At 62.6% G+C, this 14294-nt stretch carries 11 protein-coding genes; 5 read left to right on the plus strand and 6 right to left on the minus strand.

What is annotated here, in order from left to right:
* Nucleotides 1-3 precede the first annotated feature (3 nt).
* From purM to purT, 5 genes are all read right to left on the minus strand, one after another.
* Entirely contained in the window at nt 4-1053 is a 1050-nt protein-coding gene (purM, locus tag FPK30_RS02795) for a phosphoribosylformylglycinamidine cyclo-ligase (RefSeq protein ID WP_144085177.1), read from the minus strand.
* A 45-nt stretch (nt 1054-1098) separates the two neighbouring features.
* On the minus strand, nt 1099-2604 hold the full coding sequence (gene purF, locus FPK30_RS02800; protein ID WP_144085178.1) for an amidophosphoribosyltransferase: 1506 nt from the start codon (nt 2602-2604) through the stop codon (nt 1099-1101).
* 17 nt (nt 2605-2621) lie between these two features.
* Nucleotides 2622-6401, minus strand: a complete 3780-nt coding sequence (locus FPK30_RS02805; RefSeq protein ID WP_144085222.1) for a phosphoribosylformylglycinamidine synthase — start codon at nt 6399-6401, stop codon at nt 2622-2624.
* 79 nt (nt 6402-6480) lie between these two features.
* On the minus strand, nt 6481-7233 hold the full coding sequence (gene purC, locus FPK30_RS02810; protein ID WP_144085179.1) for a phosphoribosylaminoimidazolesuccinocarboxamide synthase: 753 nt from the start codon (nt 7231-7233) through the stop codon (nt 6481-6483).
* 77 nt (nt 7234-7310) lie between these two features.
* On the minus strand, nt 7311-8618 hold the full coding sequence (gene purT / locus FPK30_RS02815) for a formate-dependent phosphoribosylglycinamide formyltransferase (RefSeq protein ID WP_144085180.1): 1308 nt from the start codon (nt 8616-8618) through the stop codon (nt 7311-7313).
* 135 nt (nt 8619-8753) lie between these two features.
* Between purT and FPK30_RS02820 the strand changes: the two genes are divergently transcribed.
* The 5 genes from FPK30_RS02820 (at nt 8754) to FPK30_RS02840 (ending at nt 13522) form a co-directional block, all read left to right on the plus strand.
* A complete protein-coding gene (locus tag FPK30_RS02820) occupies nt 8754-9806 on the plus strand; it encodes a methionine ABC transporter ATP-binding protein (protein WP_198199093.1) in 1053 nt (350 codons plus the stop codon).
* Nucleotides 9803-10483: a methionine ABC transporter permease gene (locus FPK30_RS02825; RefSeq protein ID WP_144085182.1), complete on the plus strand. Its 681-nt coding sequence runs from the start codon at nt 9803-9805 to the stop codon at nt 10481-10483. Before FPK30_RS02820 ends, FPK30_RS02825 begins: the two co-directional genes overlap by 4 nt.
* 25 nt (nt 10484-10508) lie before the next feature.
* A complete protein-coding gene (locus FPK30_RS02830; protein ID WP_144085183.1) occupies nt 10509-11390 on the plus strand; it encodes a MetQ/NlpA family ABC transporter substrate-binding protein in 882 nt (293 codons plus the stop codon).
* 33 nt (nt 11391-11423) lie between these two features.
* Complete coding sequence (locus FPK30_RS02835) at nt 11424-12287, plus strand: MetQ/NlpA family ABC transporter substrate-binding protein (protein WP_144085184.1); 864 nt, start codon at nt 11424-11426, stop codon at nt 12285-12287.
* Nucleotides 12288-12364: 77 nt separating this feature from the next.
* Nucleotides 12365-13522, plus strand: a complete 1158-nt coding sequence (locus tag FPK30_RS02840; protein ID WP_144085185.1) for a glycosyltransferase — start codon at nt 12365-12367, stop codon at nt 13520-13522.
* 12 nt (nt 13523-13534) lie between these two features.
* Here the strand turns inward: FPK30_RS02840 and FPK30_RS02845 are convergent.
* A partial coding sequence (locus FPK30_RS02845; protein WP_144085186.1) for an ABC transporter permease occupies nt 13535-14294 on the minus strand: 760 nt, incomplete at its 5' end.

Here is a 14294-nt window from a genome sequence, read left to right on the forward strand (position 1 = left end):
TATTTACTGACGACCGTTTTCATTGAGGATGACCTGCTGGCCGTTTTGAGCATCTGTCACCCGTCCGATCAGGGCGTAGGGCTCCTGCTCCTCATCCAGGACTGCGCGGGCCTGGTCCAGCTGGTCAGGGGAAACCACCAGAACCATCCCAATGCCCATGTTGAAGATGTTGTACATCTCCAGATGGTCGACCCTGCCCATCTCTTCGATCATGGTGAAGATGGGCGGCACCTGCCAGGCATTCAGGTCGAAGCTGGCGGCCAGTCCTTCGGGCAGGATCCTGGGCACCTTCTCCACGAAGCCGCCGCCGGTGATGTGTGCTGCGCCCCTGAGCAGGCCCGAGGCGAAGAGCGGGCGCAGGGCCTTGACGTAGATGCGGGTGGGGGTCAGCAGTTCCTCTCCCAGGGTCCGTCCGTCAAGCTGGTAGGGCCGATCCTCCAGCTTCATGCCCCCCTGGTCCAGCAGGACCTGGCGGATCAGGGAGAAGCCATTGGAGTGGACGCCCGAGGAGGGCAGACCGATCAGCTGGTCGCCTTCCTTGATGGCCGAACCGTCCACCAGGGACTCACGCTCGACCACACCCACGGTGAATCCGGCCAGATCGTACTCGTCGGGCTGGTACATGTCGGGCATCTCAGCGGTCTCGCCGCCTACCAGGGCGGCCCCGGCCTGGACGCAGCCGTCGGCCACACCCTTGACCACCTGCTCCAGCAGAGCCGGGTCATTGTGTCCGCAGGCGATGTAGTCCAGGAAGATCAGCGGCTCGGCCCCCTGGGCGATGATGTCATTGACGCACATGGCCACGCAATCCTGGCCTATGGTGTCATGGCGGCCGGCTTCCCGGGCTACCATCAGCTTGGTGCCCACGCCGTCAGTGCCCGAGACCAGGACCGGGTGGCGGTAATTGAGCGCAGACAGATCGAAGTCGCCGCCGAAGCCGCCGATGTCGCCGGCGCCCGGCCTACGGGTTCTAGCCGTATGGGAACGGATCCTGTCGATCAGTTCGTATCCGGCCTCCACCGATACCCCAGCCTGCTCATATGCCTTCGGCATGGATGCCCCTTTCTCTGCGCTGTCTGTTTTGCTCTTCGCTAGTGCTCATTGGTCTGTCTTCTGCCCCGACCCCGCAGGCATGTCAAGCCCGTAGGATCCCTTGGAGGCTTCCAGCCGGGCCCGGTCCTCTGGGGTCAGCGAGGCCAGGAAGCCCTGCTCGTAGTCGTCAAGCCGCGTTGGGTAGTCTCCGTTGAAGTAGGCCACGCAGAGTCCCTGGTAGGGTGCATCACGACCCAGGCCGATGGAATCCACCAGACCGTCCAGACTCAGGTAGGCCAGGGAATCGGCCTCAATGGCTTCCCTGATCTGCTCCACGGACTTCTTGGCGGCAATCAGCTCGGAGGTCCGTTGGATGTCGATGCCGTAGTAGCAGGGGTAGCGCAGGGGCGGGGAGGCGATGCGCATGTGCACCTCGCTGGCCCCGGCCTCCCGAAGCAGGCGGACGATTCTGCGCGAGGTGGTGCCCCGGACGATGGAATCATCGATGACCACCACTCGTTTGCCGGCCACGACACCGCGCACAGCGGCCAGTTTCATTCTGACACCCTGTTCGCGCATGGCCTGGCTGGGCTGGATGAAGGTGCGTGCTACATACTGGTTCTTGATCAGCCCCATCTCGTTGGGCAGCCCGGCCGCCTCGGCATATCCTGAAGCGGCGGACAGGGAGGAGTTGGGCACCCCGATGACCATGTCGGCGTCCACCGGGGCCTCACGGGCCAGCCTGGCCCCCATCCGCTTGCGGGCCGAGTGGACATTGACCCCATAAATATTGGAGTCGGGCCTGGCGAAGTAAATGAACTCCATGGAGCATATGGACAGGCAGGTCTGATCGGTATAGCGCTCGATGCTGTAGCCTGAGTCATCCACCCGGACGATTTCGCCGGGGCCGATGTCCCGGACCAGCGTGGCGCCGACCAGATCCAAGGCGCAGGTCTCCGAGGCCAGGACATAGGCCCCTCCTGGCAGCTGGCCCAGGGAGAGGGGGCGGAAGCCGTTGGGGTCCATGGCGCCGATCATGGCGTCTTCGGTCATGAGCAGGTAGGCGAAGCCGCCATGGACCTGGCGCAGGGCCTGCTTGAGCGCCGCCATGAAGTCCTTTTCAGGGCTGCGCCGGATCAGGTGCATGAGCACCTCGGTGTCGGAATTGGAATGGAAGATGGCCCCCTGATCCTCCAGCTGTGCCTTGAGGCTGGTGCAGTTGGTCAGATTACCGTTGTGGGCCAGGGCTATGTCACCGTCGTGGAAGCGGAAGACGAAGGGCTGGATATTCTCGATGGATCCTGAACCGGTCGTGGCGTAGCGCACATGGCCGATGGCTCGGTTCCCGGTCAGCGGCGCCAGGCTGGACTCGTCCGGGAAGACCTGAGTGAGCAGGCCCAGGCCCCGCCGTCCGATCAGGTGCCCCTGGTCGTTGGAAACGATGCCGGCACCCTCCTGGCCGCGGTGCTGCAGGGCGTGCAGGCCGAAGTAGGTCATTCGGGCAGCATCGGGGTGTCCCCAGACCCCGAAGATCCCGCACTCCTCGTGGATGCCTTCAAGCTCCAACGACATGGTCTACGTCCTTTCCCCTAGGCGGCAAAGTAGTCCACTCCCGATTGGAAAAGCGGCTGCGTACGTTTTCCGGGCACATTGAGGTACAGGTCGGGGCCGCTGCGCTCCGTGTGGCCCATCTTGCCCAGCACCCGGCCGTCCGGGCTGGTGATGGCCTCGACGGCCATCTCGGATCCATTGGGGTTGACCAACGGATCCATGGAGGGACGGCCCTGCTCATCTACATACTGGGCGGCCACCTGTCCTCGGTCGATCAGGGTGCGCAGGAGGCCGGGCTCGGCCACGAACCGCCCTTCGCCATGGCTAATGGGCATGGTGTGGATATCGCCCACCCGGCAGGCGCTCAGCCAGGGAGAGCGTGTGGAGCTGATCCGGGTGTGGACCAGACGGCTCTGATGGCGGCCGATGGCGTTGACGGCCAGGGTGGGATCCTCGGGTGAGCCGGTGACGATTTTGCCATAGGGGACCAGACCCAGTTTGATCAACGCCTGGAAGCCGTTGCAGACGCCCAAAACCAGCCCGTCCCGGTCCTGCAAAAGCTCCTGGAGGGCATCGGCAACCTGGTTCGAACGCAGGAAGGATGCCACCAGTTTGGCCGAACCGTCGGGTTCATCGCCGCCGGAGAAGCCTCCGGGCAGCATCAGTATCTGGCTGTTGCGGATGGCCTGGGCCAGGCGGCGTGAGCTCTCGGTCACATCCTCGGCATTTAAGTTGCGGATGACCACGGTATCCACCTGGGCTCCAGCATCCCGGAAGGCCCGGGCGGAGTCGAACTCGCAGTTGGTTCCCGGGAAGACGGGCATGACCACCCTAGGGTGTGCGGTCTTGGCAGTCCCCCTGGTTCTGCGCGCTGCAGGCCTGCCGGGTTCACGGTCGGTGCGTCCAATGGCCGGCACCGGGTCGCCTTGGCCTCGGTATGGGAAGACGGATTCCAGACCTTTGGCACGGATTTCCTCAAGCTCGGCCAGGTCCAGATCCTCGCTGCCGCAGCGCAGGCGGTAATCCTCACGGGTGTGCCCCAGGAGGTGCAAATGTAGGCCGGAATCCTGAATAAATAAGGGCTCCGGACCAGAAGCCTCCAGGATGAAGCTTCCATAGGCGGGACGGAAGAGCGCCGATATAGCAGTGTTTGCTGCCATATCCAACCCGATCTTGTTACCCAGGCACATCTCCATCAGGGATTGGGCGACGCATCCGTAGCCTGGAGTGGCAGCCGCATCCACCAGGCCCTGGCTGATCAGCGTCTGCACCTGATCCATGACGGTCCGCAGGCTCTCCGGAGCGGGCAGCAATCCGTCCTCCTGGTAATCGGGCGCCAAGAGATAGACCTGGCGGTCCGCTGCCTTGAATTCGGGGGAGATAGCATCCTTGGCCTGCCCCAGGGACACAGCAAAGCTAATCAGGGTGGGCGGCACATCCAGGTCCTCGAAGCTGCCGGACATGGAGTCCTTGCCGCCTATGGCCCCCACCGCCAGGTCCAGTTGGGCCTGGAGGGCGCCAAGGACGCCGGCCACTGGCAGACCCCATCGCCGTGGGTTGTCGCCGGGCTTGGGGTAGTACTCCTGCAGGCTCAGATGGGCCCGGGAACGGCTGAAGCCGCTGGCCACCAGCTTGGCCAGGCTCTCGACCACGGCCAGGTAGGCGCCGGTGTATGGATCCTGGCTGCTGATCCAGGGGTTGAATCCCCAGGCCATGGCCGAAGCGGTGGTGGTGTGTCCGTCCACGGGCAGCTTGGCCACCATGGCCTCGGCCGGTGTCAGCTGTCGGGCTCCGCCAAAGGGCATGAGGACGGTGCCTGCACCGATGGTGGAGTCGAACTGTTCGGCCAGACCCTGCTGGGAGCAGACGTTGATATCTGCAAGCAGGGCCTTCATGCGCGCGTCCAGGTTGCCTTGGACCTCGAAGGGGGCATGGTAGGGAGCAGGGACCGCCACCTGGGCATCGGCCTTATGAGGGGCGCCGTTGGAAGCCAGGAAGGATCGGGGGATGTCCACGATGGTCTCTGATCGCCAGGTCATCCGCAGCCGGGGTTCTTTGGTGACCTCGGCGATGACGGTGGCCTCGAGGTCCTCTTGCTGGGCGTACTCGATGAAGGCGGGCGCGTCTTCGGCAGCCAGGGCCACGGCCATGCGCTCCTGGCTCTCGGAAATGGCGATTTCGGTCCCGTCCAGCCCCTGGTACTTGAGCGGCACCCGGTCCAGGTCCACGTTCAGCCCGTCCGCCAGTTCGCCCACGGCCACGGCAACGCCGCCGGCTCCGAAGTCATTGCAGCGCTCAATCAGCCTGGCCGCCTCCTGACGGCGAAAGAGGCGCTGGAGCTTGCGCTCCTCAGGGGCATCGCCCTTCTGCACCTCGGCTCCGCAACGTTCCAGACTTTCTTCATTCTGGGACTTGGAAGCCCCGGTGGCGCCGCCGATTCCGTCGCGGCCGGTCCTGCCGCCCACCAGGATGATCAGATCGCCGGGTGCAGGCCGCCGGCGGATCACATGGTCGGCCGGGGTGGCGGCCACTACAGCGCCCACCTCCATCCGCTTGGCCGCATAGCCGGGGTGGTAGATCTCCCGAACCTGCCCGGTGGCCAGCCCGATCTGGTTGCCATAGGAGGAGTAGCCATCGGCCGCCTGACGGACGATCCGGCTCTGGGGTAGCTTGCCCGGCAGGGTCTGATCCAGGGGCTGGCGGGGATCCGCTGCCCCGCTGACCCTCATGGCCTGGTAGACGTAGCCCCTTCCGGACAAGGGATCACGGATGGCTCCACCGATGCAGGTGGCGGCACCACCGAAGGGCTCGATCTCGGTGGGATGGTTATGCGTTTCATTTTTGAACAGAAAGAGCCAGTCTTGATCCTGGCCGTCCACGTCGACCTTGGTCCGGATAGTGCAGGCGTTGACCTCCTCGGACTGGTCCACGTCGTTCAGGATGCCGCGCTTCTGCAGGTACTTGGCTCCGATGGTGGCCATGTCCATCAGGCATTCCGGCCGGTCCTGACGGCCCAGCTCTGCGCGAATGGCCCGATAATGCTCCAGCGTGGCCCGGACTCGGGGGTTGTCCGCATCGATCCGCTCCAGCCTGGTATTGAAGGTGGTGTGCCGGCAGTGGTCGGACCAGTAGGTGTCGATCACCTTGAGCTCGGTCAGGGTGGGATCCCGCTTTTCCTGGCGGTAGTGATCCTGGCAGAAGCGGACATCCGGCAGATCCATGGCCAGATCCAGCTTGTCAATCAGCGCTTCGAGTTCAGGATCATTCAGATCGCGGAACCCGTCCAATACGGGCACTGGATCCGGATCGTCATCAGGCATGGCCAGGGTCTTGGGCTGCTGCAGCCCTACCACCCGTGAGTCGACCGGGTTGACCAGGTAATTGCGAATGGTCTCGATCTGTTCGGCATTCAGATCGCCCTGGAGCAGGTAGACAGTGGCTGTGGCCACCAAGGGGCGGGCGCCCTGGCCGATCAGCTGGACACACTGGGCTGCGGAGTCGGCTCGCTGATCGAACTGGCCGGGCAGGGGGGCCACGGCGAAGAGCATGGGGGAGTCCAGCGGCGGCAGGTCCTCGTCGCCCTTCATGCGTAGTGCCTGCTCCAGCCGGGTGGCCACCAGGTCGGTCTGGGGCTGGGCGAAGACCGTGGGCAGGCAGCGTTTGAAGAGGTCTTCGTCGATGCCTTCCAGATCGTAGCGGTTGAACATGCGCAGGCCGGTCAGCCCTTGCACGCCCGGCAGGGTGCGCAGCTGTTCGGCAAGCCTGTCGGCGGCCTGGTCGAAGCCCCGCTTTTTCTCGGTATAGACACGGAAGAGCACAATGGATCCTTTCGCGATGGACTGGTTGGGGACCAATGAAAAACCCGGAGGCGATATGCTCGCTTCCGGGTCCACCGATTCAGCTGTTCGATTGGCTTTCGCGCTCCTCCAATTCGGTCAGCCCATCCAGAATGGTTTGATAAGCCGGAATGATGCTGCCCAGGTCCCTGCGGAAGATGTCCTTGTCCAGGTGGGTGACCTGGCCGTCATGATTGTTGCCGATGGCCCAGAGCCGGCAGGTGTCGGGGGTGATCTCGTCGCCGAGAAGGATGATGCCCGATCCGGTCTTGCCCATTTCGATCTTGAAATCCACCAGCTCCACGTTGATGGCGCGGAAGATGCTGGTCAGGGCCCCGTTGATCTCCCGGGTCTTTGCTGCGATGATGTCCAGATCCTGCTCAGTGGCCAGTCCCAGGGCCAGAATGTCGTCCCGGTTGATAAACGGATCATCCAGAGGATCGGACTTGTAGAAGAATTCCAGCACCGGCTGCTTCAAAGCGGTGCCTTCCGCAACACCGTACCGCTGGGCGAAGGAGCCTGCGGCCCGGTTGCGCATGACGATCTCCAGCGGGAACATGTCCAGCCGGCGGTTGAGCTGTTCGGTATCCGAGATGCTGCGTACGAAGTGGCTAGGGATACCCCGGCGGGCCAGCAGGGAGAATATCACCGTGGTGATCCTATTGTTCAGTCTGGCCTTGCCTTCGATATTGGCCTTCTTGGCCCCGTTCCCCGCGGTGGCCTGGTCGGTGTACTCAACCCAGAGTATGTCCGGGTCATCCGTCTCGTACAGTTTCTTGGCCTTGCCTTGATAGCGCATTCCCAACTTTTCCACTGTTCGCCTTCCTCGAGTTTGTTGCGAATTGGAAACTTCTGCACTGCTTGGGACACGACCACCATAGCAAGCCCGGGTTACATCCCCGCGCCCACCCGGGGTTTCAAATCGCGGACCACGGCTTCGGCACGTTCGGTGGCAGTCTGCAAATCTGGCCCCAAGGCCAAGGCCACGCCCATGCGGCGTAGACCATACACTTCGGGCTTGGAGAAGATGCGCAGGTCGGTGCCAGGGTGGTCCAGGGCCTGCGGCAGGCCCTGGAAGCTGACCGGTCCCTGGCCCCTGACCAGGATGGGTCGGCTGACCGCGCAGGTGCCCTCCGGCAGATTCAGGGCCAGATCCTCCTGATGGACGGGAATGCCCAGGATGGCCCGGGCGTGAAGGTCGAACTCGGTCAGGCGTTGGGAGATCATGGTCACCATGCCGGTGTCATGGGGGCGCGGGGCCACCTCGTTGAAGAGCAGCGAGCCGTCGCGCAGGACGAAGATCTCCACTCCGTAGATCCCCCAACCGGTCTCGTCACTCTGGCGGGCCAGGGAGGTCATGGCCTCAACCAGCCGGGTGGCCATACTCCGGGCCTGCTGCAAGATGTCGGGATTCAGCGCCGCCGGTTGCCAGGAGAGCCTGTAGTCCCCGTCCTCCTGACGCTGACCGATGGGCGTGCAGGTGGCCACGCCAGCCGAGGAGGCCACGGTCAGAACAGTCAGCTCATGGGCCAGGGGGGCCAGAGCCTCCACAATGACCTCGGCTTTGCCCTGGTGCTTGGTGGCTGCCCGGCCCTGGGTCAGTGCCGAATTCCAGGCTTGCGACAAGTCATCCTTGCTCCGCACCAGGGTCTGTCCGTGTCCGGAGGAGCTCATCAAGGGTTTGACCATGCAGGGGTAGCCCACCTGGTCCGCCGCACTGGCCAGCTCTTCGGGTGAGTCGGCGAATCGGTAGGGGGTAGTGGGCAGGCCTACCTGTTCGTGGGCGAAGACGCGCAGGGCCCTGCGATCCATGCACATGGCCGCCAGGGGGGCGGCAGGCACTACCTGGATGCCCCGGGCCGCGGCACCGACCAGGCGGTCTGTGGCGATGGCCTCCACTTCAGGCACAATCAAATCAGGCTGGACCTTGTCGATCAGGTCCTCAAGAGCCTGGGGGTCACTCATCTTCACCTGGTAGCCGGCATGGGCCACCTGGGTGGCCGGTGCGCCAGGGTAAGAGTCCGCCGCACCTACCCAGGCACCCAGCCGCATCAGACTGATGGCGATCTCGCGGCCGAGTTCGCCGGCTCCCAGGAGTAGGACTCGTGTAGGTCTTGGCCCCAGAGGAGAGCCGAACGGTCGCTCCCCGGGATTGATGGTGTTGATAATCCGCTGCTGACCGGATGCGCTCATACCCATATTCTGCCACCGACCCATCGACCAAGCAGGCAGTTTATCGATACATGCCTATAAACGACATCTATAGAGGTCTTCTTGTCCGCTGACCGCCAGGACGATTACCATGTCATGCAGTCGACCAGGGAAGGCGGGAATGTGAGCGAGCGGACACCGGCGGTGCGGATGGAGCACCTGACCAAGACCTATCACAGCGACGACGACGAAGACAAGACGGCACTGGCCGACATCGATCTGACCGTCGAGACTGGGGATATTTTTGGCATCATCGGACTGAGTGGGGCGGGCAAGTCCACTCTGGTCCGCTGCATCAACGGGCTGGAGGATTACGACTCGGGCAGCGTCAAGGTTCGCGGCCGTGAGGTCAAGGATCTGTCACCGGCTGAGTTGAGGGCCTTGAGGCGTCGTACCGGCATGATCTTCCAGCATTTCAACCTGATGCCCTCCAGAACGGTGGCCGACAATGTGGGCCTGCCTCTGCGGGGGAGCGGCCGCGACCGTGCATCTCGACGGGCCCGGGTGTCCGAGCTTCTGGAGCTGGTAGGGCTGACCGAGCTGGCCGACCACTATCCCGCCGAGCTCTCCGGCGGCCAGCAGCAGCGCGTGGCCATCGCCCGAGCCTTGGCCAATGAGCCGGATATCCTGCTCAGCGACGAGGCCACCAGCGCGCTGGATCCGACCACCACGCGCTCCATTCTTCAGCTGCTGCGTGACCTGCACGACCAGCTGGGCATCACCGTGGTCATGATCACCCATGAGATGTCGGTCATCCGGCAGATTTGCAACTGGGTGGCGGTCATCGACCAGGGCGTCATCGTGGAGCAGGGCAGGGTCTTCGATGTCTTTGCAGACCCCAAGGCCCAGCTGACCAAATCCTTCGTGGCCACCACCTCCAACCTGGATAAGGTCAAGGATCTGATGGCTGCCGATTCGCCCCTGGTGGCCCTGGAGCCCGGGCAGATTCTCATGCGCATGTCCTATGTCTCCAAGGAGGTCTCCGAGGCCCTGGTCTCCACCATCAGCCGTCGCTACAACCTGGACGTCAACATCATCTTCGGCGACATCGATGTGGTGGAGGGGGCGCCCCTGGGCGGTCTGGTGGTCAGGATGGGCGGCGACGCTGACAATATCCGCCAGGCCATGGAATACCTGCGCGCGCGCAACATCGGAATCGAGGTTCTCAAGTCATGACGTCCCTGCTTACCACCTGGTTCCCCAACGTCATGAGCCGGCTGCCGGAGTTTTTCAGCAGCATGGTTCAGACCCTGGTCATGGTCGGCGTCTCCGGGGTGATCTCCTTCCTGCTGGCCCTGGTCATCGGGGTGGGGCTGATCATCAGCCGACGTGACGGCATCCGCCACAACGGCCTGGTCTTCACTATCCTGGACAAGCTGATCGACCTTTTCCGCTCCATCCCCTTCATCATTCTGGCGGCGGCCCTGGTGCCGGTGACCAGGATGCTCATGGGCACGGCCATCGGGCCCAAGGGGGCGATCTTCCCCCTGGTCGTGGGCATCACGCCTTTCTTCTCCCGACAGATCGAGTCGGCCCTTGCCGGTCTGGATCCTGGGTATGTCGAGGCGGCGGAGTCCATGGGCATGACCACCTGGCAGATCATCTGGCATGTCTACCTGCGTGAGGGCATCCCCTCCATCATCCGGGTGACCACCATCACCATCGTCAGTCTGGTGGGCGAGACCGCCACCGTGGGCATCGTGGGCGGCGGAGGTCTGGGCGACTTCGCCATCCGTCTGGGCTACCAGCGGTCCATGAATGACGTGACCATCGCCACCATCATCGTGCTGGTCATCTTCATCGCCCTGATCGAACTGTTCGGCCGGCTTCTGGCCGAGGTCGTCGAACACTGAGCAACCGGGGAAAGGTCAGATTATCGTGGTCGGTCGTAGTCGCGTCGGCAAAAAGAACAAAGCCAAGATCCAGCTGGCGGCGCTCAGCCTGGTCATCGTCCTCCTGCTGGCGTTGGTGGTCGGTACCGATGTCCGTCTGAACCGGGTGGGTGCCGATGTCAAGGTCGTCAAGGTCGGCGTCATCGGCAGCTCGGACGACCAGATCTGGAAGGCCGTCCAGGCAGAGCTGGATCGGCGTGGCGAACGCATCAGGATCGAACTCAAGCCCTTCCAGGACGCCATCTACGTCAACCAGGCCACATCCAACCGCGAGGTGGACTTCAACGCCGCCCAGCACTATGCCTACCTGGAGGACGATGTAAAGACCAACCACTACCAGCTGGCCGTGCTTGGCAATACCTACATCTCGCCCATGAATCTCTACTCGCAGCGCTATGCCGAGCCCTCGCAGTTCCAGGACGGCGACCGGGTGGCCATTCCCAACAACGCCACCAACATGGGTCGGGCCTTGAAGGTCCTGGCCGATGCCAAGCTGATCGGGCTGCGCGACCCCAAGGCCACCAACCCGCTGCCCGAGGATGTGGTGGACAATCCCAAGCATCTGAGTATCGAGCAGGTGGATCCGGCTGGCATCCTCAATCTGCTGCCTGACTATGCGGGCGGGGTCACCAATGCCAACTTCGTGGTCGATGCAGGGCGCAGCGTGCATGATGCCATCCACGAGGTTCCCTACGACCTGCAGAACCCGGCCAACAAGCCATACATCAACATCATCGTCACCACCAAGGATCAGCGGGACAACCCCACCTACGCCGCAGTGGTGCGCGCCTATCATTCCAAGCCTGTGGCCGACACCATCGTCCGTGTCTACAAGGGCGCCTGCCTGCCGGCTTTCAAGGTTTCCTGATGCGATAGGTTCCATCGATGAAGGAGGACGGATATGAGCACCAGAAGAACCAGAGCCAAGCGAGAGCTGGCGGCAGTTTCGGTCGTCATCCTGGTGGTCGCCGTCCTGATGGGCGTGGCTTATGTCAAGGTCAACCAGCCCGAGCGCGACCAGCGGGAGATCAGCATCGGTCTGGTGGGCGACGCCGATGAGGAGATCTGGAAGGCCGTGCAGCACGAACTGGACCAGCGCCGGGCCGGCATAACAATCAAGCTCCGCTCCTTCCAATACGGGCGTTACGCCAATCAGGCGCTGGCCAACAAGGAGATCGATCTGAATGCCTTCCAGCACTACGCCTTTCTTGAGCAGGAGTCCAAGCAGCATGGGTACCGGTTTGCCGCCATTGGCGACACCTACATTTCACCCCTCAACCTGTACTCAAAGAAGTACCGGAGCATCGACCAGATAGGGCATGGCGAGCGGCTGGCCATTCCCAGCGATCCCATCGACCTGGGACGGTCCCTGAAGGTGCTTGCCAGCGCCGGGCTGATCGGTCTGCGAGACCCCAAGGCCACCACGCCGGTTCCTGAAGACATCGTCGACAACCCGCGCGGGCTGGTCCTGGACCAGGTCGATCCGCCGGGAATCGTCAAGGTCCTGCCCGACTATGCGGCCGGCATTACCAACACCAATTTCATCCTGGATGCCGGCATGAAGATCCAGGATGCCATCTACCAGGTGCCTGGCGATCTCAAATCGCCAGCCAATCACCCCTATGTCAATATCATCGTGGCCAGGCAGGCCGACAAAAATGATGCCGCCTACAAGGCCCTGGTCTCCGCCTATCACAGCCGCTATGTGGCTGATGCCATCAACCGCTACTATCGTGGGGCGGCCGTCCCGGCCTTCTCCTACTAATAGTGGGTGCAATCGGGTCGTTGCTCTGTCTTGGTTCGGCCCAAGTCTGCTGATGATGAACAGCGGAGGGAACGCTGATGAGGGATCCTGCTCGCCTGACGCTGGCCTTGGTCCTGGACTCCTTTGGCAACAGGGGCAACGGGACCTCCAACTCCGCCATCCAATACGCCCAGGGTCTGGAGGCTCTTGGGCACCGGATCCGTCTGGTGGGGGTGGGATCGACCGAGTATCCGGCACGGGTGCATCGAATTCCTCTGGTTTCCCGTGTGGCGGCCAGGCAGCAGATGAGCTTTGCTCGTGCTGATCCGGAACTCTTCCGAAAGGCCTTTACCGGTGTTGACCTGGTTCATATTTATGAGCCCTTCGCCTTCGGCCGGGCCGCCCTGGAACAGGCCAGATCCATGGGCATACCGGTGACCGCAGGGTTTCACATTCAGCCTGAGAACATCACTTATTCCGCAGGCCCATTGCGCTGGCTGCCCGGGGTGGATGCGGCCGTCTACCGGCTCTTTCGGTTTTGGCTCTACGACCATGTCGGGCACATCCACGTTCCCACTCAGCTGACGGCCGACCTGCTGCGCTCGCATGGGTACAAGGCCCGTCTGCACGTCATATCCAACGGGTACCAGCCTAGGTTCAACCCTGGTGACCGATACGAGTGGCAGCGATCCGGTCGGTTGATCCAGGTCGTGGCCTCTGGCAGGCTGGCTCGGGAAAAGGATCATCTGACCCTGATCCGTGCCCTGGCCTTGTGCAGGAACAAATACAGGATCCGCTTGACCGTAGCAGGTACAGGTCCCATGGAGCGCCGGCTGAGAGCGGAAGCCGCCCGGCAGCTGGCCGGCATGCAGGTTTCAATTGGATTCCATCAGAACGCGACCATGCCTGATCTGCTCAGGCAGGCCGACCTGCTGGTCCACCCATCCATCGCGGATCTGGAATCCGTCAGCGTCCTGGAGGGGATGGCCTGCGGCGCAGTCCCGATCATCGCCCAGTCTGATCTGAGCGCCGCAGGGCACTTCGCCCTGACGCAGCACTCGCTCTTCCCGGTCGGCAAGGCTCAGGCACTAGCTGCGCAAATTGACTGGTGGATAGACCATCCTGATGTCTTTGCAGTCTGGTCCAGACGCTACGCCGAACATACCAAGGAACACTACTCCCTGGATGCCTCCGTCAGGGCCTTTGCCCAGATGGCCGTGCAGGCCGTCAACGATCAAGAGCCGGGCCAGGTATAGGCCTGACCTGGCTTAGATCTCCTGCTTGGATATGATCAGAGCCGATCCGAAGATGGCCACCAGGACCACGCCCACGGATGCTCCGGCATAGATCCAGGCCTGATCGGCCTTCAGAGTGTTCAGAACGATCTGTTCACCGAACCCGACGAAGTCGAAGTATTTCAGCCACTGCCATTTTGCTGTCAACTCTACGAGGCCGATCAGCACGGGCCATATCACGATCACCACCGCTGGGGCTACCAGGGATTTGGCAATGATCAAGAGGACAATGCCCAGACTGATGATGACGGAAATGCAGAAGCTCACCAGTAGGGTCATGACGGCCACATCCTTGCCCAAGACGCCCCAGTCGGCCCCCGGCTTCCTTCCTAGAGCCAGACCGGTGATCAGGATGGTGATGAAGTAGCACAGGGTCAGGAGGATGATGTCAATCAGGATGGTCACGTACTTGCCTAGGATGAACTGTATTCGTGAGATGCCTGATGTCAGCGTGTTCTTCAAAGTGTGCTGGCTGTATTCCGAACCAATGACGATAACGAAGACCGCGATGTAAAAGTAAACCAGGGACGAGGCGGAGGCGGCACCTGCTTGCAGGCCTGTTCTGACTGTCCAGCCCTGGCGTTCGATTGCCGACAGTTGATGAGCGTATTCTTCGCCTCCGGTGGTGATTCCTATGGTCGTCTTGCCCCATGTGGTCACTATGCCGAGTGCCATAGTGGCAATGAGCAGAATCAGCATGCCGATGGATCTCCGCTGCCTGTAAAAGTCGGCC

Origin of the sequence: Bifidobacterium apousia (assembly GCF_007559275.1) — a bacterium.
In the GTDB taxonomy this organism is placed as follows: domain Bacteria; phylum Actinomycetota; class Actinomycetes; order Actinomycetales; family Bifidobacteriaceae; genus Bombiscardovia; species Bombiscardovia apousia.